This window comes from Streptomyces sp. NPDC057010, from assembly GCF_042673805.1.
Lineage (GTDB): Bacteria > Actinomycetota > Actinomycetes > Streptomycetales > Streptomycetaceae > Streptomyces.
The window spans coordinates 1-25,578 of sequence record NZ_JBHUSC010000064.1 but is presented as its reverse complement, the minus strand read 5'-3'; the positions used below and the strand labels follow the sequence as shown (position 1 = coordinate 25,578).

Here is a 25,578-nt window from a genome sequence, read left to right as displayed (position 1 = left end):
ACCGGTGACGCGGGGCCGCGCGACCGGTAGAACTCAAGGTGATGACCACCACCCTGCGGCCCACGCAGCCGCTCCAGCAGAACAGCGACGGCACCCGCTCGCGGGCCTACGAGGTCCGCGTGAACAGCCGGCCCGTCGGGACCCTCGAACTGGCCACCCGGTCCGCGGCGCAGCCCGGGCTGGGTGTGATCCGCGGGCTGTGGATCGACGAGCGGGACCGGCGGCGCGGGCGCGGGACGGTCGCCGCGCTCGCCGCCGAGGAGGTGCTGCGCTCCTGGCGCTGCACGGGCATCACCGTGTCGGTGGCCGCCGACGCGGGGCCGGCGCTGCGGATGGCCGAGACACTCGGCTACCGGGTGACGGGCCGGGTCCGGGTCAAGGAGCTGCCGGCCGAGCCGCCGGAGCTCCCCGCGGGCGCCACCGGCCGTCCGATGACCCGGGCCGAGTACGACTCCTGGGCGGAGCGGGCCGTCGAGGAGTACGGCCACCACCTCCTCACCCCCGGCATGACCGCGGAGCAGGCCCTGGCCGCGTCCCGCGCCGAGCACGCCGAGCTGCTGCCGGCCGGGCGGGACACCCCCGGCGCGTCCTTCCTCCTCCTCCAGGCGCCGGACGGGGCGGTCCTGGGCACCCTGTGGGTGGGGGAGCGCGACCTGCCCGGCGTGGGCCCCGTCCCGTACGTGTGGGACGTCGACGTCGCCGACGGGCACCGGCGGCAGGGTCACGGGCGGACCCTCATGCTGCTGGCCGAGCACGCCGCGCTCGCGGCGGGCGCCCGCCTGCTGGGCCTGCACGTCCACGAGGACAACCTCCCGGCCCGGCGGCTCTACGACTCGCTCGGGTACCGGGACATCACGGTGAACGCCCGGAAAGAGCTGATCTGAACGGCCGGCCCGAAGAGACGGCCTAGGAGGCCAGCAGGCGGTCGGCGATCTCCTCGATGCGCGCGCGCAGCCCGTCCTGGCTCTTGCCGCCGTCGAGGCGCTCGCCGCCGATCACGTACGTGGGGGTGCCGGTCACGCCGATCGCCTTGCCCTCGGCCTGGTCGGCGTCGACGATCAGGATGTGCCGCCCGTCGATCAGGGCGGTGTCGAACTCCTCCGCGTCGAGGCCCAGTTCACGCGCCACGTCCAGCAGTACCGGCTCGCCGCGCCCGGCCAGCTCCGCGGTACGGGCCAGCACGGCCTCCGCGTACGGCCAGCCCTGGCCCTGCTCCGCGGCCTCCTCGGCGGCCTGGGCCGCGGCGAAGGAGTGCTTGTGCTTCTCCAGGGGGAAGTGGCGCAGCCGGATGTCCAGCCGGTCGCCGTAGCGGGCCCGCAGGGCGCGCACGTCGTCCAGGGCGCTGTGGCAGTCCGGGCACTGGAGTTCGCACCAGACGTCGAGGATCACGGAATCGGTCATACGGACAGTCTCCCAGCCCCCGCGCCGGGCACCCGACCGGGACCTGGGGAGGAGGCGGACCCGGAGATCTCCCCGAGATCCGCCCGGGGGAGGCCGTGGACCTGGCAGCCGCGCCGGGGCCCGGTGCAGGATGGATGGACAGGGACAGACCGCCCGATCCTGGAGGACCGCATGCTCGCCGAGACCATCTGTTCCGCGGTGTCCGCGGCGGGCCTGGGCATCGCCGCGCTGACCGCCTACCGCAAGCGCTTCCTGGCCGCCACGCGGATCGCCGCGTACGCGCTGGTGCCCGTCGGCCTCGTGATGACGGGCGTCGTGCAGTGGGTGTCCGGGATGGTCTTCAAGCCGACCGTGTGGGCCGGCTTCGGACTGCTGGCGCTGGCCTGGCTGCTCTTCGTGATCACCCGGGCCGTCGAGCGCCGGGGCCGCGGCAAGGCCGTCGAGGGGAGCCCGGCCCGGGAGGCCGTCGCCCCGGCCGCGTCCGCGCCCTCCCTCGGGGCCGGATCCCGGCCCGGGCCCGCTGCGCGCCGGCAGCCGCAGGCCGCCGACGGCGGGGAGGACTTCTCGGACATCGAGGCCATCCTCAAGAAGCACGGCATCTGACGGCAGGAGCACAGGAACCGGCCGCACGCGGCCCGGAGCGGGCCCGGTCCACGAGATCGGGCGAACCACCGCCCCGATCCTGGCGTGTTGGGACCCGGTCGGCGGTGCGCTGCGCCATCATCGGCCCGACATGCTCGACACATCGCAGAGTGAGCCGTCGGCGCCCGTGCCGGCGCCGGTCCCGACGCCCGCCCCCGACGAGCCGAGAGGCTGCCTCTTCGCGCTCTCCCAGCCGCCCCTGATGATCTTCCTAACGGTGATCGGCACCCTGTTGCTGCTCGCCGCCGTGCACGACCTCTTCCTGCTCTGACTTGCGCCGGGCCCGGTAGGCCGCGACGTGCAGCCGGTTCCCGCAGGTCCGGCTGTCGCAGTAGCGGCGCGAGCGGTTCCGGGAGAGGTCCACGAAGGCGCGCCGGCAGTCCGGGGCCTCGCAGCGCCGCAGCCGTTCCGTCTCGCCCGAGACCACGATGAAGGCCAGCGCCATGCCGCCGTCGGCCGCCAGGTGGTCGCCGACCGAGGCGCCCGGCGCGAAGTAGTGCACGTGCCAGTCGTAGCCGTCGTGGTCGGTCAGCTGCGGAGTGGTGCCGGCCGTCGCCACCAGCTCGTTGATCAGTACGGCCGCCGCGCGGGAGGTGGGCGCGGCGAAGACCTGGGCGAACTTGCCGCGCACGGTCCGGACCCCGGCCAGATCGCGGGCGCCGAGCTCGCCGACGTCGCTGATCGAGTACTCCTGGACGAATCCGCGCAGCGCTCCGACGTCCGAGAGTCCGTCGGGCTGGTCGGTCTCGGCCGCGGTGTTCACCAGCGCGACGACGACGTCGAGCGCGCGACGGGTGTCGTGGGGGATCTGCACGGGGTCTCCCTCAGGGGCCGGGCCTGCGGCGACGGTCCAGTGCCGCCGCTGGGGGCCGACTCTAGCGGGTCCCTCCGAAAGGGGGGTGCCCACGCACACCGGCGCCGTCCTCGTGGGTGGCTCCCGCGAGAACAGCGCCGATCGTGCCGTATGTGGTTGTCCGGCCCACACCGTCGCCCCGAGTCGGACGGTGTCGGGCGGTCAGGCTCTCGTGGAGCTGGCTCAGCTTTCGGCCAGGATGTGGGAGAGCTCCTTGTCGAGGTCGAAGTGCCGGTGTTCGGTCCCGGGTGGGACCGCGGCGTCCGTCCGCTTGAGGAACGACTCGAGTGCTCGGGCGGGTGCTTCGAGCAGCGCTTCTCCCTCCGGTGAGCTCAGGGCGATGCAGACGACGCCCTGACCGTGGCTGCGGGACGGCCAGACGCGGACGTCGCCGGTACCGGTGGGCCGGTGGAGGCCCTCAGCGAGGAGGTCGCGGGCGAATACCCATTCGACCGTCTCCTCGGCGCCGGTGTGGAAGGTGGCGTGCACGGCGTAGGGGTCGGCCGTGTCATACCGCAGGCCCGCGGGAACAGGCAGTGAGGACTCGCTCGACACAACGAGGCGCAGGTGCAGCTCGCAGCTGACCGTGGTGTTCATAAGCGCCAGGGCCTTTCGCTCAGTGTGCGCTCGGGGATTCGCACGTCGGCGAAATCGACATGCCACCTACGGTGCCGTTGTAAACCCCTCTGACCGTTTTGCGGACCTCTGGGTCCCTCGGACGGCGGATCCAAAGCACCATTCACGTGTGCTTCCGGCTCCGGTAGATTCGACCTCATGAATACGGGGAGTGACCGCGAGGCCGACAAGTCCGCGAGCAGTGAGCCGGCCTCCGAAGAGGCGCTGCACGTCTCGAAGGCGCCCGCCTTCATCAAGGCCAACCGCAGCCTGCACCTGAGCTGGCAGGTCGGCGTCTTCGTCGTCGGCCTGGCCGTGATCGCGGCCGGCATCGCCATGCTCGTGCTGCCCGGCCCCGGCTGGGTCGCGATCTTCGCGGGCCTGGCGATCTGGGCGACCGAGTTCGCGTGGGCGCACCTCGTGCTGCGCTGGACCAAGCGCAAGGTCACCGAGGCCGCGCAGAAGGCGCTCGACCCGAAGGTCCGCCGCCGCAACATCATCCTGACCAGCGTCGGCCTCGTGGTCGCGGGCGCGCTGATCGGCTTCTACCTGTGGAAGTACGGGCTCGTCCTGCCCTGGAACATCAAGGACCAGTGATGGTCACGGAGCACCGCTGACATGCGGTAATGTTTGCGGTGCGTCCGGGCGATTAGCTCAGTGGGAGAGCACTTCGTTCACACCGAAGGGGTCACTGGTTCGAACCCAGTATCGCCCACCCGGACCAGAGGGCCCGGAGACTTTCACCGTCTCCGGGCCCTCTGGCGTTCCTTCACCGCAGGCGGCCGAGCGCGTCCCGCAGGCGGCGGGCGTCGCGCAGCCGCTTCTCGTACGTGGCCCCCACCGCCAGCAGCAGTACGCCCGCCAGCGCCGGCGGCACCCAGCGGGGGAGGGCCCCCGCGATCTGCACCACGTACGGGGCCAGCTCGTGCAGCGCGACCGCCGCCAGCACCGCCCCGCCCAGCACGAGCGGAGCCTGGAGCCGCCCCCGGGCGCCCGCCAGGGTCACGGCCAGCGCGGCCAGCCCCAGCAGCAGCGGGCGCAGCCAGTTCGCGCTGCCGGCCGGGGAGCCGCCCAGGAGCGCCAGCAGGCTCGGCAGCAGGGTCGCGGACAGGCCGGGGCCGTACGCCGTCCAGGAGGAGGCGCGCGGATCCCGGCGCCGCCGCAGGAGGCCCACCGCCAGGGCGGGCACCGTCACCGGCAGCGTGTACGCCTCCGGGGCCGTGACCCCGGAGTCGGCCAGCCGCACCCAGGTCGCCGCCACGAACAGCGCCCCCGCCGCCCAGCCGGCCGGTGTGCGCCGGTCCGTGCGCACCGCCGCTCCCGCGCAGACCACCCCGGCGAGCGCCAGGGCCAGGGCCAGGGTCCCCGTCCGGCCCGCCGACAGGGCCAGCGCCAGCAGCCCGGCCCCGGCCGCCGCGATCTCGGAGGGCAGCCGCACGCCGCCCAGCCGGGGCCCGAGCGCGGCCACCGCCGCCGGGACCGCCAGCACCGGCAGCGCCCACCACACCACCGCCAGGTCCGCCGCAGCCGCCGCGGCTGCCAGGAGCGCCGTGGCGTACCCGACGGCGCACACGGCCGCCGCGGAGCGGACCGGGCGCGCGGCGGGGCCGTACGCCGCCCCCGCGGCGCAGGACGCCCCCAGCGCTCCCCACACCGCGAAGGTGGCCACCCGGCCGTCCAGGGCGCCGAGGGACACGTTCGCGGCCCCCGCCAGCGCGCATCCAGCCGCCGCGATGACGGCCCCGGGCGCCTGGGCGCGCAGGGCGAGGACCCCCGCCGCCCCCGTCACCGCGAGCTGCGCCGCGAACACCGCCGCCACGGGGAACCCGAGCAGCTCCGGCGCCGTGAACAGCCCCGCCCACGCCAGGACCACCGCCGCCACCGCGGGCTCCGGCCGCGCCAGCGCCCTCGACAGCCACCAGGCGGCTCCCGCCGCGACCAGCAGGGTCACCGGGACCGCCGCGCCCGGCCAGTACGGATCCGCGGCCGGGGTCGTCCCCGCCCACACCTCGCTCAGCACCCGGACCCGGGCCAGCAGGGTCGGCACCACCGCCGACGCGCCCGCCAGAGCCGCCAGGGCGGCCACCACCGCGCCCGCCCAGGCCAGCCCGCGCCGCACCGGCGCCGGGAGCGCGTGGACCCGTACGACCGCGAGCAGCGGCAGCGCCACCAGAAGGTGCACCACCACCGTCCAGGCCGGATCCAGCCCCTGCCGGGCCACCCCGCCGAGCGCCACCACTGCCGCGAGGCCGCCCGCCAGCGCGGCCGGCCAGGCGAGCGGCTCCCGCAGCGCCGCCGCCGTACCGAGCGCCGCGCCCGCCAGCAGCAGCACCGCCGGGGCCAGGGTGCCGCCCGCCGACCCCGCCGACCACGACTCGGCCGCGCCGGTCAGCAGCGCCCCCGCGCCCAGGACCGCCGCCGGGACGGCCGCCCCCCGGATCCGCAGCGCGAGGGCCGCGTCCAGCGCCGCCGTCGCCAGCAGCGCCCAGCCGATCTCCAGCGGCCCGGCCTGCGCCGCCAGCGCCGCCAGCGGCAGCGGGAACTGCGCCGCCAGCACCGCGGCCGGCAGCGGGATCCGCAGCTTGCGCAGCCCGGCCCCGTACGCCGCCCACAGCGCCGCCAGCACCGCCGCCGCCCCCGAGGCGTAGGCGGTGCCGTCCGTGTCATGCATCCCGACCGCGTACAGCGCGTACGCGTCCAGCACCGTCAGGAGGAGACCGACCGCCGCCACCGACTCCGCCGTCGACCGCAGCCCTCGGCGCAGCAGCGCCGCCGGGGTGGCCAGCGCCGCCGCGGTGACCGCGGCGAGCACCGCCGAGCGCCCGGCGATCCCCAGGGAGCCCCAGCTCAGCAGCGTGAAGGCGAGCGCGGCCACCGCCAGCAGGACCGCGCCCAGGGTGAGCAGCACGTTCTGGGCGCCCGGGGCCGACGTCTCCCGCGCGGGCGCGGGCGGCCCCCAGGCGGGCGGCGGGACCGGCAGGCGCAGCAGCCACTCCCGGCGCCCCAGCAAGTACAGCCGCCGGGCATCGAGTTGGGCCAGCTCACGGTCGATGAGCGCCAGCTCTTCGGCCGGCGGCAGAGACGTGTTCATACTGCGGAGTGTGGCGCCGGTCACGCGGTCGCGACATGGGCGCGCGTACTCAGATGTGTCTGAGTACGCACGGGCGGGCCGCCGGACGGGAAGCGGTTTGAACCAGCCCCGGGCCTTCTGTATTGTTCAGTGCGTTCCCGGGCGATTAGCTCAGCGGGAGAGCACTTCGTTCACACCGAAGGGGTCACTGGTTCGATCCCAGTATCGCCCACCGGGACAGGCCGGTCCGTCAACTGACGGACCGGCCTTCCGCATGTACGGGGCCCGGTACCGCTAGGCCGCCGTCGACAGGTCCCCCGGCCGCAGCGGCCAGTGCGGATCCACCGGCTCCGGCGTGCCCTGGCGCGCGAACCAGGCCTGCAGGCCCCGCGCCTGCGCCGCGTGCCACACCGCCTGCAGCGTGTGCAGTTCCGCCGGCGTCAGCCGCTCCAGCCGGGCCGCGAACCGGCGCCCCACCGCCCGTACGAGCTCCAGCGAGGCCAGTGCGTCCGCCGCCGCGTCGTGCGCGCCCTCCAGCTCGATCCCGTAGTGCTCGCACAGGTCGGTCAGGGTGCGGCGGCCCTTGCGGTAGCGGTCCAGATGCTTGTCCAGTACCCGCGGATCCAGCACCGTCAGCGGCCGGTTGTCCAGGTACCGCGCCAGCGACGACGCGCGGTGCCGGCGCAACTCCCGGTCCAGCAGCGTCAGATCGAACGGCGCGTTCATCACCACCACCGGCCGGCCCGCCACCTGCTGCTCCCCGAGCGCGCGGGCTATCTCCTCCACCACCGGCGCCGGCCAGCGCCCGTGGCGCTGGAGGTGCTCGTCGGTCAGGCCGTGCACTTCCGTGGCACCCGGGGGCACCGGGATGCCGGGATTGACCAGCCATCGGGTGGTGCGGACGCGGCCGCCCGCACACTCCTGCACGATGAGCGCGGCGGACACGATCCGGTCCTGCTCGACGTCCACCCCGGTCGTCTCGGTGTCGAATGCGGCCAGCGGGCCCTCGTACCAGCGTGTCATGGCGAACTCCTCGTCCCCGGTCGGCAGATGGGGCGCACCCGGTTGCGCTGACTCAAAACGTGCCACCCTCTCCCGCATCGGTGATACCCGTGCCGTTTGCCCCGTACGCCGTTTGCGGCGGGCCGGGTACGGAGACAACACCCATGGGGGGCCGTGCACATGACCGGTCGTCACCCCACCCACCACCCACGGCAGAGCCCGGAAGGCATGGGGAGCCGGCCATGGCGCTCGCGCAGCCCGAACAGGGCGGGGTGTTGCAGGGGCGGACCGATCAGGGGACCGGACCGCTGCGCGGCACACTCGCCACCACCGCCTGCATGGAGACCCTCCAGGTGGGATACCTGCACGCCGTCGCCGCCGCGGCCGGCTGCTCGCTCTCCCAGCCCTTCCCGGACAACGGCATCGACTGGCACGTCAGCCACGGCGCCCCCGAGCACCTCGTCGACGACGAGGTGACCATCAAGGTGCAGCTGAAGGCGACCTACCAGATACCGCCCAGGCCGGCCGGGCCCACCTTCGGCTTCACCCTCGACAACGAGCACCTGGTGAAACTGGCCCGCACCCCGGTCGCCGTCCACAAGATCCTCGTCGTGATGCTCGTTCCGCGGGAGCGCGACGAGTGGCTCGCCGCCGGGCACGACCGGCTCGACCTGCGGCACTGCTGCTACTGGACCAACCTCGCCGGAACACCTGTGACCGGCCGGCGCCGGACCACCGTACGGATCCCGACCGCGCGGATCTTCGACGACCGCGCGCTGTGCGAGATCATGACCCGGGTCGGGTCGGGAGGGACACCCTGATGAACTGGCACCCGCCGCACCTCGAACCGCTGCCGTCCCCGGAGTTCGCGCCGGGCACACCCGATCCCGCCCAGGTCGATCCGCAGGTGCTGGGGGCGCTGCTGCACCGGCACGGGTGGCTCCGGCGCGGCGGCGCGGCCGGGCGGTACGGGCGCTGGACCCCGCCGAGCCACGCCGGGACCAGCCTGCTCGTCCCCGAGAGCCGCGGCTTCCCCGACTGCGCCGACCTGCTGGAGGAGGCGCTCACCGCGCTGTCGCGCAGCGCGCTGCCGTCCGCGCGGGAGGTGCTCTACGGGCTGAGCGTGCCGAGCGACGAGGTCCGCTGGGAACGGGAGATCCCCGAGGGGCCGTACGGATTCCAGGGCGAGGCCACCTGGACCGTGCAGGAGCGGCTGCGCTCGGCGGCCCGCCGGCTGCTGCTCGCCGGGGCCCTCGCCGACCGGGCCCGCGCCGGGTACTACGGCGCCCGCCACCGCGACCAGGCCGAACGCGCCCTGGACGGCGTCCTGGTGGGGCCCGCGCCGGGCGGGCGCCGGCTGGCCGCGTACGTGCCCGTGGACGGCGGCCGGGGCCTGGTGACGCGGCTGCACCACGCCCTGCACGCCGCCCGCGAGGCGGTGGACTACCGGCGCGCCACCGGCGGCATGGAGGCCTTCGACGCCGCCGTCGCGGCCGGGGTCAGCCGGGAACTCGCCGACGCGCTGATCGCCCTCGTGGGGGATTCGGAGGGGGCCAGGATCGCGCTGGCCTGGGCACCGGCGGCCGGGGTCCCGGCCGGCTGCGCGGCGAGGCCCGAGCCGGTGGAGTTCTCGCCCGGCGACCTGCCGGTGCTGCGCGAGGCCGCCGCCCGCTACACCCGCCGCGAGCCGGCCGTCGCCGTACGGCTCGCGGGGGCCGTCGTGCGGATGCGGCGCGCCGCCCCGGGCGGCGGGGGGACCGTCCGGCTGCGGGTGCTGTCGGGCGCGGAGGTCCCGTACGTACGGGCCGCGCTCGGCGAGGAGGCGTACCGCACCGCCGTCCACGCCCACCTCGAAGGGCTCCCGGTCCGGATCAGCGGCCGCCTCTCCCGGCGCGGCGGCTTCCGCAGGCTGACGGACGCCGCGGACGTGACGCCCGTACCGCTGGACGAGGTGGAGCGCGACCGGCTGATGAAGTCCCTGGACGCGGCCTTCGGCCAGGAGGACGTGCTGCCGTCGGACGACTAGCGGGTGTGGGTGAACGAGGCCATCCGCAGGCCGGGGGCGGGGGAGAAGTCGGTGCCCCGGGTGAAGCCGAGGCGTTCGTACAGGGCCACGGCGGGGGTGTTGTCGGCGCCGGTGGTGACCTCCACCGGCCGGTCCGGGAAGAGCTCCGCCAGCACGTGGCGCAGCAGCAGCGAGGCGATGCCGCGGCGGAACCAGGCGGGGTCCACGCAGAACCGGTCCAGGCGGAGCGGGCCGTCCGCGGCCGGCGCCTCCCAGGCCAGGAACCCGGCGATCTCCCCGTCCGGGGCGACGGCCCCCAGCCAGGTCAGGCCCCGCCCGCGCAGGTCGGCGAGGCTCTCGCGCAGCGCGGGGATGCCGTCGAAGCCGATCAGCTCCGCCTCCACCGCGTACGCGGCCAGCCCGATCCGGTGCACGGCGGACGCCGTCGCGTCGTCGGTGAGGTCCAGCGGGCGCGGATGCGGGGTCGGCATACGGGGCGGTTCCTTTCGGGGCGTCGGCCGGGAGCGGCCAGGCTACCCACCGGCGGGTCCGGCCGGAGCCCGCGGAAATGTCCGGCCGCGCGGGCGCGGGCCTTAACCGTTTAGCGGCGCGGCCACTCCGCTCGGTACGATTCACACGCGCCGCGTCCAGTGGCGCCTTCCTCCCCCGGCTGCCGCCGGTAGGGGTCCCCAGAGTTCAGGAGAGACCGGTGTCAGACGTCCGTGTGATCATCCAACGCGATTCCGAGCGGGACGAGCGCGTGGTGGCCACGGGCACTACGGCGGCGGAGCTCTTCGCCGGCGAGCGCACCATCGTCGCCGCGCGCGTCGCGGGCGAGCTGAAGGACCTCAGCTACGAGGTGAAGGACGGCGAGACCGTCGAGCCGGTGGAGATCTCCTCCGAGGACGGCCTCAACATCCTGCGCCACTCCACCGCGCACGTCATGGCCCAGGCCGTGCAGGAGCTCTTCCCCGAGGCCAAGCTGGGCATCGGCCCGCCGGTCCGTGACGGCTTCTACTACGACTTCGACGTGGCCCGGCCCTTCACCCCGGAGGACCTGAAGGCCGTCGAGAAGAAGATGCAGGAGATCCAGAAGCGCGGGCAGCGCTTCTCCCGCCGCGTCGTCTCCGACGAGGCCGCCCGCGAGGAGCTCGCCGACGAGCCGTACAAGCTGGAGCTCATCGGCATCAAGGGCTCCGCGTCGACCGACGACGGTGCGAACGTCGAGGTGGGCGGCGGCGAGCTGACCATCTACGACAACCTGGACGCCAAGACCGGCGAGCTGTGCTGGAAGGACCTCTGCCGCGGTCCCCACCTGCCCACCACCCGCAACATCCCGGCGTTCAAGCTGATGCGCAACGCGGCCGCCTACTGGCGCGGCAGCGAGAAGAACCCGATGCTCCAGCGCATCTACGGCACCGCGTGGCCGTCGAAGGAGGAGCTGAAGGCCCACCTCGACTTCCTGGCCGAGGCCGAGAAGCGCGACCACCGCAAGCTCGGCAACGAGCTCGACCTCTTCTCCATCCCGGACGAGATCGGCTCCGGCCTCGCCGTCTTCCACCCGCGCGGCGGCATCATCCGCCGGACCATGGAGGACTACTCGCGCCGCCGGCACGAGGAGGAGGGCTACGAGTTCGTCTACTCCCCGCACGCCACCAAGGGCGCCCTCTTCGAGAAGAGCGGCCACCTGGACTGGTACGCGGAGGGCATGTACCCCCCCATGCAGCTCGACGGTGGTACCGACTACTACCTCAAGCCCATGAACTGCCCGATGCACAACCTGATCTTCGACGCGCGCGGCCGCTCCTACCGCGAACTGCCGCTGCGCCTGTTCGAGTTCGGCACCGTGTACCGGTACGAGAAGTCCGGCGTCGTGCACGGCCTGACCCGCGCCCGCGGCTTCACCCAGGACGACGCGCACATCTACTGCACCCGTGAGCAGATGGCGGAGGAGCTCGACCGCACCCTCACCTTCGTGCTGAACCTGCTGCGCGACTACGGTCTGACCGACTTCTACCTGGAGCTGTCCACCAAGGACCCGGAGAAGTTCGTCGGCTCGGACGAGGTCTGGGAGGAGGCCACCGCCGTCCTCCAGCAGGTCGCCGAGAAGCAGGGCCTCCCGCTGACCCCCGACCCGGGCGGCGCGGCCTTCTACGGCCCGAAGATCTCCGTGCAGGCGCGCGACGCCATCGGCCGCACCTGGCAGATGTCGACCGTGCAGCTCGACTTCAACCTGCCGGAGCGCTTCAACCTGGAGTACACCGCCCCGGACGGCTCCCGCCAGCGCCCGGTCATGATCCACCGCGCGCTGTTCGGCTCGATCGAGCGGTTCTTCGCCGTACTGCTGGAGCACTACGCGGGCGCCATGCCGCCGTGGCTGGCCCCGGTCCAGGCGGTCGGCATCCCGATCGGCGACGGCCACGTGGAGTACCTGCAGGAGTTCGCCGCCGAGGCGAAGAAGCAGGGCCTGCGGGTCGAGGTGGACGCCTCCTCCGACCGCATGCAGAAGAAGATCCGCAACCACCAGAAGCTCAAGGTCCCGTTCATGATCATCGTCGGTGACGAGGACATGGCGGCGGGCACCGTCTCCTTCCGCTACCGCGACGGTTCGCAGGAGAACGGCATCCCCAAGGCCGAGGCCCTGGCCAAGCTGGCCAAGGTCGTCGCGGACCGCGTCCAGGTCTGACCCACGTGGAAGGCCCCCGGAGAGTGATCACTTTCCGGGGGCCTTCTCCGTCCGTACCGGCAAGGTCATATGCTTGCCGCCATGACGAGTGAGCCGGAGCAGCAGAACGGCGTTGGCACGCATGACGGGTTCCAGCGCCTGTGGACCCCGCATCGGATGGCCTACATCCAGGGCGAGAACAAGCCCACCGGCCCCGAGGCCGGCGACGGGTGTCCCTTCTGCGGGATTCCGGAGATGTCGGACGAGGACGGGCTGATCGTCGCCCGCGGCCGGCACGTCTACGCGGTGCTCAACCTGTACCCGTACAACGGCGGGCACCTCATGGTCGTCCCCTACCGGCACGTCGCCGACTACACGGACCTGGACTCGCCGGAGACCGCCGAGCTGGCGGACCTCACCAAGCGGGCGATGGTCGCGCTGCGCAAGGCGTCCGGGGCGCACGGCTTCAACATCGGCATAAACCAGGGCAGCGCCGCCGGGGCCGGCATCGCCGCGCACCTGCACCAGCACATCGTGCCCCGCTGGGGCGGGGACACGAACTTCATGCCGATCGTCGGTCACACGCGGGTCCTGCCGCAGCTCCTCGCGGACACCCGGCAGATGCTCGCCGACGCCTGGCCCACGGGCTGAGGCGGACCGCTTCAGGCGGAGCGTGCCGCGCGCCACTGGGCCAGTACGTCCTCGACGTCGAACTCCGTCAGGTTGAGGGGAGGGCCGGGCGGCGGCATGCGCAGTGCCGCCCGGATCTTCTCGTTGATCTCCGTCAGGACGGCCCGCGCCCGACGCTCGGAGGGGGCCGCCAGGGCCGCCTCCCGCGCGTCCTCCGCCTCCTTGCGGAGCGCGAGCGAGGGCGGCAGCGGGGAGAAGCCCTCGCGGTGCAGCTTCCCCTTGATCCACCACAGCTCGTCGTACGGGGCGTCGAGCGAGGCCAGGGGCTTGCCCCAGCCCGGCAGGTTCTCGAAGTCGCCGCGGTCGGCGGCCTCCCTGATCTGCCGGTCCACGAAGGACTCGACACTGACCCCCGGCGGCTTGCGCTCGGTCACGGCTCTTCCTCCCCGGGCTGAAGCGCGGGTCCTCGCCCGCACCTCCAGCCTAGGGCTCAGGCGTCGTAGACGTCCGCCTTGCGCGGCGCCGGCTCCTGGATGAGGCCGCTCATGATCGAGGAGCGGTTCGTGAAACGCTCGGTGTCCACGCCGTTCTCCTCCAGCACCTTGAAGGTGGCGGCGTGCACCGACCTCAGGACCGGGGCGACGGTGCGCAGGGCGTCGTCGGCCATGAACCGGTGGCGCCACATCGAGCCGGCCCATACGTGCCGCACCCCGAAGGGCTCCGGCAGGACCAGCTTGCCGCCGAAGTAGTCCAGGATCGGCGGGAACCAGGTCAGCGGGGCCCGCACGGCGAGGCGTACGACCTCGTTGGCGTCGACCAGCGGCAGCGGGCGCTCCACGGTCTCCCAGAACCGGACGCTCTTGGGCACCTCCACCACCGGGGCCTTGGACTTCGTGGTGAACAGCCCGTGGACGGGGCCCAGGGCGTGCGCGGTGACGTCCACGCGCAGTGTCTTGTAGAGCACGGTCACCGTGACCAGCATGGTGATGACGAGCTGGCCGTCCCACAGCGGGTACTGGATGCCGAGGTAGTGCCGGTTGCCGGCGCTGAACTGCTGCTCGTTGCAGATCCGGGTGATCTCGTGCGGCTTGACCAGGAAGGTGTCCACGTTCTCGCCGGTGGGGCGGGCCACCTCGGCCGCGCCCTCCCCGACGGGGGTGACGATCCAGTGCTGGATGGCGGCGGCCGGGAAGCCGCCGGTGTGCAGGGGGCCGCGTTCCAGCTGGCGCAGCTGGGTGTCGATCGCGCGTATGACGTCCCAGCTGCGGAAGGGGTGGATCTCGGCGCCCTCGGCCCTGGGGGCGAGCTCCTCGGCCATCTGCCAGCTGCCCCACCGGGTGCCCATGCCGAGGATCCCCTTGGGGCCCGCGTAGAAGACCTGGTTGCTGCGGTCCTCCGCGGTCAGCTTGGCGAGCTGGTGGCGCAGGTCCTCGCGGGCCTTCTCGTCGGGGTTGCCGGGCACGGCCTCCGGGATCTTGGCGCCGATCCCGTCGCCGTCCAGCAGCCCGTCCCAGCGGGAGCGCAGGTCGGCGGCGGTGGACTCGCAGAGCCGGCGGGCGAGCAGCCAGCCCAGGGCCGGCGCGATGATCATGCCGCGCAGGTAGAGGCCGAGGAAGCCGGTGAAGGGCAGCCGGAACATCAGCACCGCGGCCACGAGGGCGACGCCGACCAGGAGGGCCGTGCCCATCCAGGACGCCCGCTTGCCGTCGCCGGCGGCCAGGGTCTTGCGGAGCTGGAACAGGCCGAGCCACAGCAGCAGACCGGGCAGGAACAGCACACCGCAGACCAGCATGATCAGGCGCAGCTTGCGGTCGCGCTCCTTGCGGAGCCGGGAGGCGGCCAGGCAGTGCTCGACGACGGTCTGCGGGTCGGCGCCGAAGGACTGGATGAGCGGCTTGCGGCCGGGGCCGAGGGTGCGGGCCTCGACGGCGCGGCAGAAGGCCTCGCCGAGGCTCGGTTCGAAGAGGGATATCTTCGGCGGCTTGACCGTGGCGGCGTGGTTCTCGCTGTTGGCGTCGAGTATCGCGGCGAGCTTGGTGTCCGTGCCGCCGTCGCGGTACGCGGCGGACGCCAGCGCGTTGGTCGCCGCCGTCTGCCCCCCGCCCCCCTGGAGGGGAATCTGCGCTCCGGGCCTGAAGTCGAATCCGTCGTCCGCCACCGCTGCCCCCATCGCTGTGCGTTCGTGCTCTTTGGTGCGCCGATGAGCCTATCGGCGGATCTCGCCCCATGGTCATGGGACAGGGAAATGCCGCCCACCGCAAGCGGGTTGGGTGGGCGGCCGGTCCCGCGCCGAGTTGGCGCTATGTCAATCAGCTTCCCTTCTCCGCCTGTTCGCGCACCTTGTCCGCGATCTGGGGTGGCATGGGCTCGTGGCGGGCGTAGGCCCGGGCGAAGCGTCCGGTGCCGTGCGAGACGGACCGCAGCTCGACGGCGTAGCGCCCGATCTCGATCTCGGGGATCTCCGCGCGGACCCGGGTGCGCCCGGGGCCGGCCTGTTCGGTGCCGACGACGCGGCCGCGGCGGCCGGCCAGGTCGCTCATGACCGGGCCGACGTACTCGTCGGGAATGAGGACGGCGAGTTCGGCGACCGGTTCGAGGAGGTGGATACGGGCCTCGGCCGCGGCCTCGCGCAGGGCCAGGGCGCCCGCGGTCTGGAAGGCGGCGTCGGAGGAGTCCACCGAGTGCGCCTTGCCGTCGAGGAGGGTGACGCGCACGTCGACCAGCGGATATCCGGCGGCGACCCCGCGGGCCGCCTGGGTCCGTACGCCCTTCTCCACGGACGGGATGAACTGGCGGGGCACGGCGCCGCCGACGACCTTGTCGACGAACTCGATGCCGCTGCCCGGCGGGAGCGGCTCGACCTCGATCTCACAGATGGCGAACTGGCCGTGGCCGCCGGACTGTTTGACGTGCCGGCCGCGGCCGGCCGCCTTGGCGCCGAAGGTCTCGCGCAGGCTCACCTTGTGGGGGACGGAGTCGACCTGGACGCCGTAGCGGGTGCGCAGCCGTTCCAGGGCGACGTCCTGGTGGGCCTCGCCGAGGCACCACAGGACGACCTGGTGGGTGTGCGGGTTCTGCTCCAGCCGCATCGTGGGGTCCTCGGCGACGAGGCGGGACAGGCCCTGGGAGAGCTTGTCCTCGTCGGCCTTGCTGTGGGCCTCGATGGCGAGGGGGAGCAGCGGGTCGGGCATGGCCCAGGGCTCCATCAGGAGCGGGTCGTCCTTGGCGGAGAGGGTGTCTCCGGTCTCCGCCCGGGTGAGTTTGGCCACGCAGGCCAGGTCGCCGGCGATGCACCTCTCCAGGGTGCGCTGCTGCTTGCCGAAGGGCGAGGTGAGGGTGCCGATCCGCTCGTCGACGTCGTGGTCCTCGTGCCCGCGGTCGGTCAGGCCGTGGCCGGAGACGTGGACCGTCTGCTCGGGGCGCAGGGTGCCGGAGAAGACGCGGACCAGCGAGACGCGGCCGACGTACGGGTCGGAGGAGGTCTTGACGACCTCGGCGAGCAGCGGGCCGTCGGGATCGCAGGTGACGGCGGGGCGGGGGGAGCCGTCGGGCGCGGTGACGGTGAGGTCGGGGCGCTCCAGGGGGGTGGGGAAGCCGCCGGTGATCAGTTCGAGGAGCTCGACGGTGCCCAGGCCCTGCTTGCCGCCGTCGGCGGCGGGGGCGGCCATCAGGACGGGGTGGAAGGTGCCCCGGGCCACGGCCCGCTCCAGGTCGTCGACGAGGGTCTTGAAGTCGATCTCCTCGCCGCCCAGGTAGCGGTCCATGAGGCTCTCGTCCTCGCTCTCGGCGATGATCCCCTCGATCAGGCGGGCGCGGGCGTCGGAGATGAGTTCGAGCTCGGCGGGGTCCGGGTCGCGCGCGACGCGCTCGCCGGAGGCGTACTCGTAGACGCGCCGGGACAGCAGGCCGAGCAGGCCGGTGACGGGGGCGTGCCCGTCGGGGCCGGCGGGGCCGTGCAGGGGGAGGTAGAGCGGGATGACGGCGTCGGGGTCCTCGGCGCCGAAGATCTCCCCGCAGACGCTCGTCATCTGCGCGTAGTCGGAGCGGGCCGCCTCCAGGTGGGTGACGACGATGGCGCGGGGCATCCCGACGGCCTCGCACTCGTCCCAGACCATCCGGGTGGCGCCGTCGATCCCGTCCGAGGCCGATACGACGAAGAGGGCCGCGTCCGCGGCGCGCAGACCGGCCCTGAGTTCCCCGACGAAATCGGCGTATCCGGGGGTGTCCAAGATGTTGATCTTGATTCCGCCCCATTCGACGGGGACGAGGGAGAGCTGGATGGACCTTTCCTGCCGGTGTTCGATCTCGTCGTAGTCGGAGACGGTCCCGCCGTCCTCGACGCGGCCCGCCCGATTGACCGCGCCCGCGGTCAGGGCCAGGGCTTCGACCAGCGTGGTCTTACCGGATCCGCTGTGGCCGACCAGCACGACATTCCGTACGGAGGAGGGGCGGTCGGCCGCCAGTGCCCTGCCGGCGGCTCCGGATTGGTGTGATGTGGCTCCCATGATGCTCGTGCCTCCCGGTGGTGACGGAGGAAGAAACGGGGTCCTTTGAGCTTTGCACTGCTGTCACACCGCGTCCATACGTCGTACCGCGGGCGGTACCGCGGGGGTACCGGAGGCGGTCCGCGGCACGACGTGCGTATTGCGTGGCGCGAACCGGTGGGTGCGCGGCGTCCGGCGCGCGGCGCGCTGGCTACGATGGGCCAGCCGGTGGCCGTGGTGGCCGTGCGGCCCAGCGACCCTCCGGGAAGGCCATGCTGAACAAGTACGCGCGTGCATTCTTCACGCGTGTTCTCACGCCATTCGCCGCTTTTCTGCTCCGGCGGGGGGTGAGCCCGGACGCGGTCACCCTGATCGGCACGGCCGGAGTGGTGGCGGGAGCGCTGGTCTTCTTCCCCCGGGGAGAGTTCTTCTGGGGCACGATCACCATCACCCTCTTCGTCTTCTCCGACCTGGTGGACGGGAACATGGCCCGCCAGGCCGGCGTCTCCAGCCGGTGGGGGGCCTTCCTCGACTCCACCCTCGACCGGGTGGCGGACGCGGCGATCTTCGGCGGGCTCGCGCTCTGGTACGCGGGCTCCGGGAACGACAACGCGCTGTGCGCGGTGGCGATCTTCTGCCTGGCCAGCGGCCAGGTGGTCTCGTACACGAAGGCGCGCGGCGAGTCGATCGGCCTGCCGGTGGCCGTCAACGGGCTCGTCGAACGCGCCGAGCGGCTGGTGATCTCGCTGGTCGCGGCCGGTCTGTCCGGACTGCAGACCTTCGGCGTGCCGTCCTGGATCGGGGTCCTGCTGCCGATCGCGCTGTGGGTCGTGGCGGCGGGCTCGCTCGTCACGCTGATCCAGCGGATGGTCACCGTACGCCGTGAGTCGGCCGAGGCCGACGCCGCGGCGGCGACCGCGACCGCCGAGGGCGGCCCGGCCTGATGGCCGCGGGGGGCGGGGCGGGCGCGACGTCCGCGAAGGACAAGCTGGTCGACGGGCTGTACGGGCTCGGCTGGGCCGGGGTGAAGAAGCTTCCCGAGCCGGCCGCCGTCGCGCTGGGCCGCAAGATCGCCGACGTGGCGTGGAAGCGGCGCGGAAAGAGCGTGCTGCGGCTGGAATCCAACCTGGCCAGGGTGGTGCCGGACGCGACGCCGCAGCGGCTGCGCGAGCTGTCGCAGGCGGGCATGCGCTCGTACATGCGCTACTGGATGGAATCCTTCCGGCTGCCCGCGATGGACCGCGAGCGGTTCGGCGCGGACGTCGAGATCAAGGACGAGCACATCCTGCGCGAGGCCGTCGCCTCCGGGCGCGGGGTCATCGTCGCCCTGCCGCACCTGGCCAACTGGGACCTCGCCGGGGCCTGGGTCACCGGCCACCTCGGCATCCCCTTCACGACGGTCGCCGAGCGGCTCAAGCCCGAGTCGCTCTACGACCGCTTCGTGGCCTACCGGGAGAGCCTGGGCATGGAGGTCCTGCCGCACAACGGCGGCGCCGCCTTCGGGACCCTCGCCCGGCGGCTGCGCTCCGGTGGCCTGATCTGCCTGGTCGCGGACCGGGACCTGTCGGCCTCCGGGGTCGAAGTGGACTTCTTCGGCTCGACCGCGCGCATGCCGGCCGGGCCCTCGCTGCTGGCGCAGCAGACGGGGGCGGCGCTGCTCCCGGTGACCCTGCACTACGGGGACTCGCCGAAGATGTACGGCCGGATCCACCCCGAGGTGGAGGTGCCGAAGACCGGGACCCGCGTCGAGAAGACCGCCGCCATGACGCAGGCGCTGGCGGACGCCTTCGCGTGGGGGATCGCCGAGCACCCGCAGGACTGGCACATGCTGCAGCGGCTGTGGCTGGACGACCTCGAGGAGCGCCCGTAGTGAAGATCGGCATCGTGTGCCCGTACTCGTGGGACGTGCCGGGCGGCGTCCAGTTCCACATCCGGGACCTGGCGGAGCACCTGATCCGCCTCGGCCACGAGGTCTCGGTCCTGGCCCCCGCCGACGACGAGACGCCCCTGCCTCCCTACGTCATCTCGGCCGGGCGGGCCGTCCCCGTCCCCTACAACGGTTCCGTCGCCCGCCTGAACTTCGGCTTCCTGTCCGCCGCGCGGGTCCGCCGCTGGCTCCACGACGGCACCTTCGACGTGATCCACATCCACGAGCCGGCCTCGCCCTCCCTGGGGCTGCTGTCCTGCTGGGCGGCCCAGGGCCCGATCGTGGCCACCTTCCACACCTCGAACCCGCGCTCGCGCGCCATGATCGCCGCGTACCCGATCCTCCAGCCGGCGCTGGAGAAGATCAGCGCGCGGATCGCGGTGAGCGAGTACGCCCGCCGCACCCTGGTGGAGCACCTGGGCGGCGACGCGGTCGTGATCCCCAACGGCGTCGACGTGGACTTCTTCGCCAAGGCCGACCCGAACCCGGAATGGTCCGGCCGGACCCTGGGCTTCATCGGCCGCATCGACGAGCCGCGCAAGGGCCTGCCGGTCCTCATGGCCGCCTTCCCGCAGATCGTGGCGGCCTGCCCGGACGTACGCCTCCTCGTGGCGGGCCGCGGCGACGAGGAGGAGGCGGTGGCCGCCCTGCCCGCCGACCTCCGGTCCCGCGTCGAGTTCCTGGGCATGGTCTCGGACGAGGACAAGGCCCGGCTGCTGCGCAGCGTCGACGTCTACGTGGCCCCGAACACGGGCGGCGAGAGCTTCGGCATCATCCTCGTCGAGGCCCTCTCGGCGGGCGCGGCGGTACTGGCCTCGGACCTGGACGCCTTCGCCCAGGTCCTGGACCAGGGCGGCGCCGGCGACCTCTTCGCCAACGAGAACGCCGACGCCCTCGCGGCCGGCGCCATCGCCCTCCTGCGCGACCCGGCCCGCCGCGCGGAACTCAGCGCCCGCGGCTCCGCCCACGTCCGCCGCTTCGACTGGTCCACGGTCGGCGCCGACATCCTGGCGGTCTACGAAACGGTCACGGACGGCGCGGCCGCGGTCGCCGAAGACGAACGCGTCCCCCTCCGCACCCGCCTGGGCTTCTCCCGGGACTCCTCCTCCTGACGGCAGCCGTCACCACCCGGCGGAGACGGTCCGGTCCGGCCGCCCGCCGGGGGCGACCGTCACCTCGAGGACCGCGCCGCCCGTGGTGGTCATGCGGATCCGGTCGGGGCCCGTCCAGACGGCCTCGCGGAGTTCGTTGTCGGGGTTGTCGCCGTCGAAGTACCCGATGGCCCAGCGGCGCTCACGGGGCCATCCGCCTTCGTGGACGTAGACGTACCACAGCGGGTCGATCATGGCGTGACCCCGTTCCACCACCAGGCGCCGGTCCGCGCGTCCGGGGGCTTCGTGGCTCTCGGTCTGCTGCTGCCCGCCGGCCAGTTCGGCCAGCACCGTGTACAGGAACACGAGGGGGACGCCGAGGACGAGCACCGGGGTGCCGAAGGCGACGCGCGACGCGACCGTGCGCAGCCCCAGCAGGACCGCCGCGCCCAGCGCGAACAGCGCGAGCCAGCCCATGACGACGGTGTGGTCGCCCACCCGGTGCGCCAGGACGAGCCCGCCGTGCGGACCACCCCACCGGCGGGCGGCCAGGGCAGCGGACACGAGGGCGACGGCCCCCGCGAGCAGGGCGACTGCCAGTGGTCTGCGGTACGGCGCCATCCGTCTGGTCCCCCCGGGATAGGTGTGAGCAAGCACCTTAAGGCTCCGGCCGCGGTCCGGCGAGGGGTGATGGGCGCGGCCGGGGCGCGGAGCGGTAGTGTCGCCGCCCGTGATCGAAACCCTTGTCTGGATTGCCCTGGCGCTCGGTGTCATCGGGGTCTACCTCAGCTGGACCGCCGGTCGGCTGGACCGGCTGCATTCGCGGATGGACGCCGCTCGCGCCGCGCTCGACGCGCAGTTGGTGCGGCGGGCCTCCGTCGTGCTGGAGGTGGCCACCTCCGGGGCGCTCGACCCCGCCTCGTCCCTCGTGCTGTACGAGGCCGCGCACGCCGCCCGGCAGGCCGAGGAGGAGCACCGCGAGGTGGCGGAGAGCGAGCTGAGCCAGGCGCTGCGGGCGGTGTTCGCCGATGCCGACCAGGTCGAGGTGCTGAAGGCCGCCCCGGGTGGGGCGCAGGCCACGGAGGAGCTGGCGGCGGCGGTGCGGCGGGTGCCGATGGCCCGCCGGTTCCACAACGACGCCGTACGGGCCGCCCGCGCCCTGCGCAGGCACCGCAAGGTCCGCTGGTTCCGGCTGGCCGGCCACGCGCCGTTCCCGCTGGCGTTCGAGATGGACGACGAGCCGCCGGCCGACCTCGCCGACCGGCCCGCGTAGGGCGCGCCGGGGACCGGCTGGAGCCCGCCTGGAGCCTGCCTAGGGCCGCAGGGGACAAAATGAAGAGGCCACCGGCTCCACATTGGCCCTTGTAGTGGACTGGTCCGTGAGGTTTCCTCAGCCAGGTAGTACCCGTCTTCCTTTCGAGTGAGGTCAATCCGTGAGCACGCTTCCCACCTCCCCCCAGTCCGCTGAGTCGGCCATCGGCACCTCGCGCGTCAAGCGCGGCATGGCCGAGCAGCTCAAGGGCGGCGTGATCATGGACGTGGTCAACGCCGAGCAGGCGAAGATCGCCGAGGACGCCGGCGCCGTGGCCGTCATGGCCCTGGAGCGGGTCCCCGCCGACATCCGCAAGGACGGCGGCGTGGCGCGCATGTCGGACCCGAACATGATCGAAGAGATCATCGAGGCCGTCTCGATCCCCGTCATGGCCAAGTCCCGCATCGGCCACTTCGTCGAGGCCCAGGTGCTGCAGTCCCTCGGCGTCGACTACATCGACGAGTCCGAGGTCCTGACCCCGGCCGACGAGGTCAACCACTCCGACAAGTGGGCGTTCACCACCCCCTTCGTCTGTGGCGCCACCAACCTGGGCGAGGCCCTGCGCCGCATCGCCGAGGGCGCGGCCATGATCCGCTCGAAGGGCGAGGCCGGCACCGGCAACGTCGTCGAGGCCGTCCGCCACCTGCGCCAGATCAAGAACGAGATCGCCAAGCTGCGCGGCTTCGACAACAACGAGCTGTACGCCGCCGCCAAGGAGCTGCGCGCCCCGTACGAGCTCGTCAAGGAGGTCGCCGAGCTCGGCAAGCTCCCCGTCGTGCTGTTCTCCGCCGGTGGCGTCGCCACCCCGGCCGACGCCGCCCTGATGCGCCAGCTCGGCGCCGAGGGCGTCTTCGTCGGCTCCGGCATCTTCAAGTCGGGCGACCCGGCCAAGCGCGCCGCCGCCATCGTGAAGGCCACCACCTTCTACGACGACCCGAAGATCATCGCGGACGCCTCCCGCAACCTGGGCGAGGCCATGGTCGGCATCAACTGCGACACCCTGCCCGAGGCCGAGCGCTACGCCAACCGCGGCTGGTAGTACCGACATGACGAACACCCCCGTGATCGGTGTCCTGGCCCTCCAGGGCGACGTACGGGAGCACCTGATCGCCCTGGCCGCGGCGGACGCCGTGGCCAGGCCGGTCCGGCGTCCCGAGGAGCTCGCCGAGGTCGACGCCCTGGTGATCCCCGGTGGCGAGTCCACGACCATGTCGAAGCTCGCCGTGCTGTTCGGCATGCTGGAGCCGCTGCGCGAGCGCGTCGCCGCCGGCATGCCCGTCTACGGCACCTGCGCCGGCATGATCATGCTGGCCGACAAGCTGCTGGACGGCCGTGACGACCAGGAGACGCTCGGCGGCATCGACATGATCGTGCGCCGCAACGCCTTCGGCCGCCAGAACGAGTCCTTCGAGGCGAAGATCGACTTCGCGGGCATAGCGGGCGGTCCCGTCGAGGGCGTCTTCATCCGCGCCCCGTGGGTGGAGTCGGTCGGCGCGCAGGCCGAGGTCCTCGCGACCTACGACGGCCACACGGTCGCCGTGCGCCAGGGCAACGTCCTCGCGACCTCGTTCCACCCCGAGCTCACCGGCGACGACCGCGTCCACGCGTACTTCGTCGACATGGTGCGCGCGGGGCTGTAATCAGGTCCCGGTAGGATCGGAGACGAACACTGTTGGTGACGCGAAGGAGACAGGCGGATGTCCGGCCACTCTAAATGGGCTACGACGAAGCACAAGAAGGCCGTGATCGATGCCAAGCGCGGCAAGCTCTTCGCGAAGCTGATCAAGAACATCGAGGTCGCGGCGCGCATGGGCGGCGCTGACATCGACGGCAACCCGACGCTCTTCGACGCCGTCCAGAAGGCCAAGAAGCAGTCGGTCCCGAACAAGAACATCGACTCCGCGGTCAAGCGCGGCGGCGGCCTCGAGGCCGGCGGCGCCGACTACGAGACGATCATGTACGAGGGCTACGGCCCGAACGGTGTCGCGGTGCTCATCGAGTGCCTCACCGACAACCGCAACCGCGCCGCCTCCGACGTCCGCGTCGCCATGACCCGCAACGGCGGCTCCATGGCCGACCCGGGCTCGGTCTCGTACCTGTTCAACCGCAAGGGCGTCATCCTGCTGCCCAAGGCGGAGCTCTCCGAGGACGACGTCCTCGGCGCGGTCCTCGAGGCCGGTGCCGAAGAGGTCAACGACAACGGCGAGACCTGGGAGATCATCAGCGAGGCCACCGACCTGGTCGCGGTCCGCACCGCGCTCCAGGAAGCCGGCATCGACTACGACTCGGCGGACTCCAGCTTCGTCCCGACCATGCAGGTCGAGCTCGACGAAGACGGGGCGCGCAAGATCTTCAAGCTGATCGACGCGCTGGAGGACAGCGACGACGTGCAGAACGTCTTCGCCAACTTCGACGTCTCGGACGAGGTCATGGAGAAGGTCGACGCGTAACACCGCCGCGAGCCGAGCGGTTCGGCGGGCCGGTAGGACACGTCCTACCGGCCCGCCGTCGTTTGTGCGTGATGTCAGTGGGGCCCGATAGCCTGCACGGACACGGACAGACGATCGAAGGCCGGGGGTGGGTGGTGTGCGCGTTCTCGGCGTGGACCCGGGACTGACGCGGTGCGGTGTCGGCGTCGTCGAGGGCGTCGCCGGCCGCCCCCTGGCCATGCTCGGGGTGGGGGTCGTACGCACGCCGCCGGACGCGGAGTTGGGACACCGGCTCGTCGCCATCGAGCGGGGCATCGAGGAATGGCTCGATGAGCACCGGCCCGAAGTCGTCGCCGTGGAGCGGGTGTTCAGCCAGCACAACGTCCGTACCGTCATGGGGACCGCCCAGGCCAGTGCCGTTGCCATGCTGTGCGCGGCCCGGCGCGGGATACCGGTCGCCCTGCACACCCCGAGCGAGGTCAAGGCCGCCGTCACCGGCAGCGGCCGGGCCGACAAGGCACAGGTAGGCGCCATGGTGACCCGGCTGCTGCGGCTGGACGCGCCGCCGAAACCGGCTGACGCCGCCGATGCCCTCGCCCTCGCCATCTGCCACATCTGGCGGGCCCCCGCCCAGAACCGCCTCCAGCAGGCGGTCGCCCTGCACGCCTCGAAAGGCCGTACCCGATGATCGCCTTCGTCAGCGGCCCCGTCGCCGCGCTCGCCCCCACCCTGGCCGTGATCGAGGTCGGGGGAGTGGGCATGGCCGTGCAGTGCACGCCGAACACCATCGCCGGCCTGCGGACGGGGGAGCAGGCCCGGCTGGCCACCTCCCTGGTCGTACGGGAGGACTCGCTGACGCTGTACGGCTTCGCCGACGACGACGAGCGGCAGGTCTTTGAACTGCTGCAGACCGCCAGCGGGGTCGGGCCGAGGCTGGCGCAGGCCATGCTCGGGGTGCACCGGCCGGACGCGCTTCGCCTGGCCGTCGAGTCGGGGGACGAGAAGGCCCTGACCGCCGTGCCCGGCATCGGCAAGAAGGGCGCGCAGAAGCTGCTGCTGGAGCTGAAGGGCAAGCTGGGAGCGCCGACCGCTGTGGTCGGGGCCCAGCGGGCTGTGGCGTCCGGGCCGGCCCCCTGGACCGAGCAGCTCACGGCCGCGCTGATCGGTCTCGGTTACGCCTCGCGTGAGGCGGAGGACGCCGTCGATGCGGTGACCCCGCAGGCCGAGGCCGCCATCGCCGCGGGCGGTTCCGCGCCCGTTCCCCAGCTCCTCCGGGCCGCCCTCCAGTCCCTGAACCGTGCCAGGTGACGGGCGTCGCCGCTGCGCGGAGCGGTCCCCTACCCGCCCTTCCACCGTTCCCTGGGGCTCCGCCCCAGACCCCGCGCCTCAAACGCCGGCGGGGCTGGATGGGGGCAGGCCGCACCCGAAGGCCCACGGCGGCCGGATCCAGCC

General features: G+C 73.0%; 27 protein-coding genes and 2 tRNA genes. 19 read left to right on the top strand and 10 right to left on the bottom strand.

Going from position 1 to position 25,578, the window contains the following annotated elements:
- Positions 1–41 precede the first annotated feature (41 nt).
- Complete coding sequence (locus ACFTXQ_RS32495) at positions 42–884, top strand: GNAT family N-acetyltransferase (protein ID WP_382647953.1); 843 nt, start codon at positions 42–44, stop codon at positions 882–884.
- A 22-nt stretch (positions 885–906) separates the two neighbouring features.
- Here ACFTXQ_RS32495 and ACFTXQ_RS32490 read toward each other — a convergent pair whose 3' ends face one another.
- On the bottom strand, positions 907–1,401 hold the full coding sequence (locus tag ACFTXQ_RS32490) for a DsbA family protein (RefSeq protein ID WP_382647950.1): 495 nt from the start codon (positions 1,399–1,401) through the stop codon (positions 907–909).
- Between the two features lie 171 nt (positions 1,402–1,572).
- Between ACFTXQ_RS32490 and ACFTXQ_RS32485 the strand changes: the two genes are divergently transcribed.
- Together ACFTXQ_RS32485 and ACFTXQ_RS32480 are read left to right on the top strand one after the other, a co-directional pair.
- Positions 1,573–2,004, top strand: coding sequence for a hypothetical protein (locus ACFTXQ_RS32485; protein ID WP_382647948.1), 432 nt, complete (start codon positions 1,573–1,575; stop codon positions 2,002–2,004).
- Positions 2,005–2,134: 130 nt separating this feature from the next.
- Positions 2,135–2,314, top strand: a complete 180-nt coding sequence (locus ACFTXQ_RS32480; protein ID WP_382647946.1) for a hypothetical protein — start codon at positions 2,135–2,137, stop codon at positions 2,312–2,314.
- Here the strand turns inward: ACFTXQ_RS32480 and ACFTXQ_RS32475 are convergent.
- Together ACFTXQ_RS32475 and ACFTXQ_RS32470 are read right to left on the bottom strand one after the other, a co-directional pair.
- The gene (locus ACFTXQ_RS32475; protein WP_382647943.1) at positions 2,255–2,857 is read right to left on the bottom strand and encodes a CGNR zinc finger domain-containing protein; all 603 of its coding nucleotides are present in this window, start codon (positions 2,855–2,857) and stop codon (positions 2,255–2,257) included. The genes ACFTXQ_RS32480 and ACFTXQ_RS32475 overlap by 60 nt on opposite strands.
- Before the next feature lie 222 nt (positions 2,858–3,079).
- Positions 3,080–3,493 (bottom strand): SsgA family sporulation/cell division regulator, encoded by a 414-nt coding sequence (locus ACFTXQ_RS32470; protein WP_030011909.1) that lies wholly within the window; start codon positions 3,491–3,493, stop codon positions 3,080–3,082.
- A 177-nt stretch (positions 3,494–3,670) separates the two neighbouring features.
- On the opposite strand from ACFTXQ_RS32470, the gene ACFTXQ_RS32465 reads away from it, so the two are divergent.
- Positions 3,671–4,108 carry a TIGR02611 family protein gene (locus tag ACFTXQ_RS32465; RefSeq protein ID WP_382647939.1) on the top strand — a complete coding sequence of 146 codons (438 nt, stop codon included), beginning with the start codon at positions 3,671–3,673 and terminating at the stop codon, positions 4,106–4,108.
- 46 nt (positions 4,109–4,154) lie between these two features.
- Positions 4,155–4,226 (top strand) — tRNA-Val (locus ACFTXQ_RS32460).
- 54 nt (positions 4,227–4,280) lie between these two features.
- Here ACFTXQ_RS32460 and ACFTXQ_RS32455 read toward each other — a convergent pair.
- Positions 4,281–6,602, bottom strand: coding sequence for an SCO7613 C-terminal domain-containing membrane protein (locus tag ACFTXQ_RS32455; RefSeq protein ID WP_382647937.1), 2,322 nt, complete (start codon positions 6,600–6,602; stop codon positions 4,281–4,283).
- A 139-nt stretch (positions 6,603–6,741) separates the two neighbouring features.
- On the opposite strand from ACFTXQ_RS32455, the gene ACFTXQ_RS32450 reads away from it, so the two are divergent.
- Positions 6,742–6,813 (top strand) — tRNA-Val (locus ACFTXQ_RS32450).
- Between the two features lie 62 nt (positions 6,814–6,875).
- On the opposite strand, the gene ACFTXQ_RS32445 is transcribed toward ACFTXQ_RS32450, so the two are convergent.
- Positions 6,876–7,604: a 3'-5' exonuclease gene (locus ACFTXQ_RS32445; RefSeq protein WP_382647935.1), complete on the bottom strand. Its 729-nt coding sequence runs from the start codon at positions 7,602–7,604 to the stop codon at positions 6,876–6,878.
- 221 nt (positions 7,605–7,825) lie between these two features.
- Between ACFTXQ_RS32445 and ACFTXQ_RS32440 the strand changes: the two genes are divergently transcribed.
- Together ACFTXQ_RS32440 and ACFTXQ_RS32435 are read left to right on the top strand one after the other, a co-directional pair.
- A complete protein-coding gene (locus ACFTXQ_RS32440) occupies positions 7,826–8,404 on the top strand; it encodes a DUF4365 domain-containing protein (RefSeq protein ID WP_382647933.1) in 579 nt (192 codons plus the stop codon).
- The gene (locus ACFTXQ_RS32435; protein WP_382647931.1) at positions 8,404–9,609 is read left to right on the top strand and encodes a hypothetical protein; all 1,206 of its coding nucleotides are present in this window, start codon (positions 8,404–8,406) and stop codon (positions 9,607–9,609) included. Before ACFTXQ_RS32440 ends, ACFTXQ_RS32435 begins: the two co-directional genes overlap by 1 nt.
- On the opposite strand, the gene ACFTXQ_RS32430 is transcribed toward ACFTXQ_RS32435, so the two are convergent.
- Positions 9,606–10,079, bottom strand: a complete 474-nt coding sequence (locus ACFTXQ_RS32430) for a GNAT family N-acetyltransferase (RefSeq protein WP_382647928.1) — start codon at positions 10,077–10,079, stop codon at positions 9,606–9,608. The two genes, ACFTXQ_RS32435 and ACFTXQ_RS32430, sit on opposite strands and share 4 nt — an antisense overlap.
- A gap of 218 nt (positions 10,080–10,297) precedes the next feature.
- Between ACFTXQ_RS32430 and thrS the strand changes: the two genes are divergently transcribed.
- Positions 10,298–12,274: a threonine--tRNA ligase gene (gene thrS / locus ACFTXQ_RS32425; RefSeq protein ID WP_382647926.1), complete on the top strand. Its 1,977-nt coding sequence runs from the start codon at positions 10,298–10,300 to the stop codon at positions 12,272–12,274.
- A 69-nt stretch (positions 12,275–12,343) separates the two neighbouring features.
- Positions 12,344–12,904, top strand: coding sequence for an HIT family protein (locus ACFTXQ_RS32420; protein ID WP_382647923.1), 561 nt, complete (start codon positions 12,344–12,346; stop codon positions 12,902–12,904).
- Positions 12,905–12,915: 11 nt separating this feature from the next.
- On the opposite strand, the gene ACFTXQ_RS32415 is transcribed toward ACFTXQ_RS32420, so the two are convergent.
- The 3 genes from ACFTXQ_RS32415 to ACFTXQ_RS32405 all read right to left on the bottom strand — a co-directional run bounded on the left by ACFTXQ_RS32415 (position 12,916) and on the right by ACFTXQ_RS32405 (position 17,388).
- Positions 12,916–13,317, bottom strand: coding sequence for a DUF1992 domain-containing protein (locus ACFTXQ_RS32415; RefSeq protein WP_382647920.1), 402 nt, complete (start codon positions 13,315–13,317; stop codon positions 12,916–12,918).
- A gap of 56 nt (positions 13,318–13,373) precedes the next feature.
- Entirely contained in the window at positions 13,374–15,041 is a 1,668-nt protein-coding gene (locus tag ACFTXQ_RS32410) for a hypothetical protein (protein ID WP_382647917.1), read from the bottom strand.
- Positions 15,042–15,192: 151 nt separating this feature from the next.
- Complete coding sequence (locus ACFTXQ_RS32405; RefSeq protein WP_382647914.1) at positions 15,193–17,388, bottom strand: elongation factor G-like protein EF-G2; 2,196 nt, start codon at positions 17,386–17,388, stop codon at positions 15,193–15,195.
- Positions 17,389–17,639: 251 nt separating this feature from the next.
- Between ACFTXQ_RS32405 and pgsA the strand changes: the two genes are divergently transcribed.
- Genes pgsA through ACFTXQ_RS32390 form a run of 3 tightly spaced genes read left to right on the top strand, consistent with a single transcriptional unit; the run spans position 17,640 to position 20,406 of the window.
- Positions 17,640–18,311, top strand: a complete 672-nt coding sequence (pgsA, locus tag ACFTXQ_RS32400; protein WP_382647910.1) for a phosphatidylinositol phosphate synthase — start codon at positions 17,640–17,642, stop codon at positions 18,309–18,311.
- Positions 18,311–19,237 carry a phosphatidylinositol mannoside acyltransferase gene (locus ACFTXQ_RS32395; RefSeq protein ID WP_382647907.1) on the top strand — a complete coding sequence of 309 codons (927 nt, stop codon included), beginning with the start codon at positions 18,311–18,313 and terminating at the stop codon, positions 19,235–19,237. The genes pgsA and ACFTXQ_RS32395 overlap by 1 nt, the downstream gene beginning before the upstream one ends.
- Complete coding sequence (locus ACFTXQ_RS32390; RefSeq protein WP_382647904.1) at positions 19,237–20,406, top strand: glycosyltransferase family 4 protein; 1,170 nt, start codon at positions 19,237–19,239, stop codon at positions 20,404–20,406. Before ACFTXQ_RS32395 ends, ACFTXQ_RS32390 begins: the two co-directional genes overlap by 1 nt.
- Before the next feature lie 9 nt (positions 20,407–20,415).
- Here the strand turns inward: ACFTXQ_RS32390 and ACFTXQ_RS32385 are convergent, their stop codons facing one another.
- The gene (locus tag ACFTXQ_RS32385; protein WP_382647901.1) at positions 20,416–21,006 is read right to left on the bottom strand and encodes a hypothetical protein; all 591 of its coding nucleotides are present in this window, start codon (positions 21,004–21,006) and stop codon (positions 20,416–20,418) included.
- Between the two features lie 109 nt (positions 21,007–21,115).
- On the opposite strand from ACFTXQ_RS32385, the gene ACFTXQ_RS32380 reads away from it, so the two are divergent.
- From ACFTXQ_RS32380 to ruvA, 6 genes are all read left to right on the top strand, one after another.
- A complete protein-coding gene (locus ACFTXQ_RS32380) occupies positions 21,116–21,658 on the top strand; it encodes a hypothetical protein (RefSeq protein ID WP_382647898.1) in 543 nt (180 codons plus the stop codon).
- Positions 21,659–21,818: 160 nt separating this feature from the next.
- Positions 21,819–22,736: a pyridoxal 5'-phosphate synthase lyase subunit PdxS gene (pdxS, locus tag ACFTXQ_RS32375; RefSeq protein ID WP_215018835.1), complete on the top strand. Its 918-nt coding sequence runs from the start codon at positions 21,819–21,821 to the stop codon at positions 22,734–22,736.
- A 7-nt stretch (positions 22,737–22,743) separates the two neighbouring features.
- Positions 22,744–23,337 carry a pyridoxal 5'-phosphate synthase glutaminase subunit PdxT gene (pdxT, locus tag ACFTXQ_RS32370; protein ID WP_382647894.1) on the top strand — a complete coding sequence of 198 codons (594 nt, stop codon included), beginning with the start codon at positions 22,744–22,746 and terminating at the stop codon, positions 23,335–23,337.
- A 57-nt stretch (positions 23,338–23,394) separates the two neighbouring features.
- A complete protein-coding gene (locus ACFTXQ_RS32365) occupies positions 23,395–24,147 on the top strand; it encodes a YebC/PmpR family DNA-binding transcriptional regulator (RefSeq protein ID WP_382647892.1) in 753 nt (250 codons plus the stop codon).
- A gap of 136 nt (positions 24,148–24,283) precedes the next feature.
- Positions 24,284–24,814, top strand: a complete 531-nt coding sequence (gene ruvC / locus ACFTXQ_RS32360) for a crossover junction endodeoxyribonuclease RuvC (RefSeq protein WP_382647890.1) — start codon at positions 24,284–24,286, stop codon at positions 24,812–24,814.
- The gene (gene ruvA / locus ACFTXQ_RS32355) at positions 24,811–25,434 is read left to right on the top strand and encodes a Holliday junction branch migration protein RuvA (protein ID WP_382647888.1); all 624 of its coding nucleotides are present in this window, start codon (positions 24,811–24,813) and stop codon (positions 25,432–25,434) included. Before ruvC ends, ruvA begins: the two co-directional genes overlap by 4 nt.
- Positions 25,435–25,578: the final 144 nt, after the last annotated feature.

What these genes read in the sequence shown, in the direction of transcription:
- ACFTXQ_RS32465 (WP_382647939.1), top strand. Translation starts at nt 3,671, where the DNA reads ATGAATACGGGGAGTGACCGCGAGGCCGACAAGTCCGCGAGCAGTGAG.
- ACFTXQ_RS32440 (WP_382647933.1), top strand. Translation starts at nt 7,826, where the DNA reads ATGGCGCTCGCGCAGCCCGAACAGGGCGGGGTGTTGCAGGGGCGGACC.
- ACFTXQ_RS32395 (WP_382647907.1), top strand. Translation starts at nt 18,311, where the DNA reads ATGGCCGCGGGGGGCGGGGCGGGCGCGACGTCCGCGAAGGACAAGCTG.
- pdxT (WP_382647894.1), top strand. Translation starts at nt 22,744, where the DNA reads ATGACGAACACCCCCGTGATCGGTGTCCTGGCCCTCCAGGGCGACGTA.
- ACFTXQ_RS32405 (WP_382647914.1), bottom strand. Translation starts at nt 17,388, where the DNA reads ATGGGAGCCACATCACACCAATCCGGAGCCGCCGGCAGGGCACTGGCG.
- ACFTXQ_RS32480 (WP_382647946.1), top strand. Translation starts at nt 2,135, where the DNA reads ATGCTCGACACATCGCAGAGTGAGCCGTCGGCGCCCGTGCCGGCGCCG.
- ACFTXQ_RS32485 (WP_382647948.1), top strand. Translation starts at nt 1,573, where the DNA reads ATGCTCGCCGAGACCATCTGTTCCGCGGTGTCCGCGGCGGGCCTGGGC.
- ruvA (WP_382647888.1), top strand. Translation starts at nt 24,811, where the DNA reads ATGATCGCCTTCGTCAGCGGCCCCGTCGCCGCGCTCGCCCCCACCCTG.
- ACFTXQ_RS32455 (WP_382647937.1), bottom strand. Translation starts at nt 6,602, where the DNA reads ATGAACACGTCTCTGCCGCCGGCCGAAGAGCTGGCGCTCATCGACCGT.
- ACFTXQ_RS32365 (WP_382647892.1), top strand. Translation starts at nt 23,395, where the DNA reads ATGTCCGGCCACTCTAAATGGGCTACGACGAAGCACAAGAAGGCCGTG.
- ACFTXQ_RS32385 (WP_382647901.1), bottom strand. Translation starts at nt 21,006, where the DNA reads ATGGCGCCGTACCGCAGACCACTGGCAGTCGCCCTGCTCGCGGGGGCC.
- ACFTXQ_RS32470 (WP_030011909.1), bottom strand. Translation starts at nt 3,493, where the DNA reads ATGAACACCACGGTCAGCTGCGAGCTGCACCTGCGCCTCGTTGTGTCG.
- pgsA (WP_382647910.1), top strand. Translation starts at nt 17,640, where the DNA reads ATGCTGAACAAGTACGCGCGTGCATTCTTCACGCGTGTTCTCACGCCA.
- ACFTXQ_RS32420 (WP_382647923.1), top strand. Translation starts at nt 12,344, where the DNA reads ATGCTTGCCGCCATGACGAGTGAGCCGGAGCAGCAGAACGGCGTTGGC.
- ACFTXQ_RS32445 (WP_382647935.1), bottom strand. Translation starts at nt 7,604, where the DNA reads ATGACACGCTGGTACGAGGGCCCGCTGGCCGCATTCGACACCGAGACG.
- ACFTXQ_RS32435 (WP_382647931.1), top strand. Translation starts at nt 8,404, where the DNA reads ATGAACTGGCACCCGCCGCACCTCGAACCGCTGCCGTCCCCGGAGTTC.
- ACFTXQ_RS32495 (WP_382647953.1), top strand. Translation starts at nt 42, where the DNA reads ATGACCACCACCCTGCGGCCCACGCAGCCGCTCCAGCAGAACAGCGAC.
- ACFTXQ_RS32490 (WP_382647950.1), bottom strand. Translation starts at nt 1,401, where the DNA reads ATGACCGATTCCGTGATCCTCGACGTCTGGTGCGAACTCCAGTGCCCG.
- ACFTXQ_RS32430 (WP_382647928.1), bottom strand. Translation starts at nt 10,079, where the DNA reads ATGCCGACCCCGCATCCGCGCCCGCTGGACCTCACCGACGACGCGACG.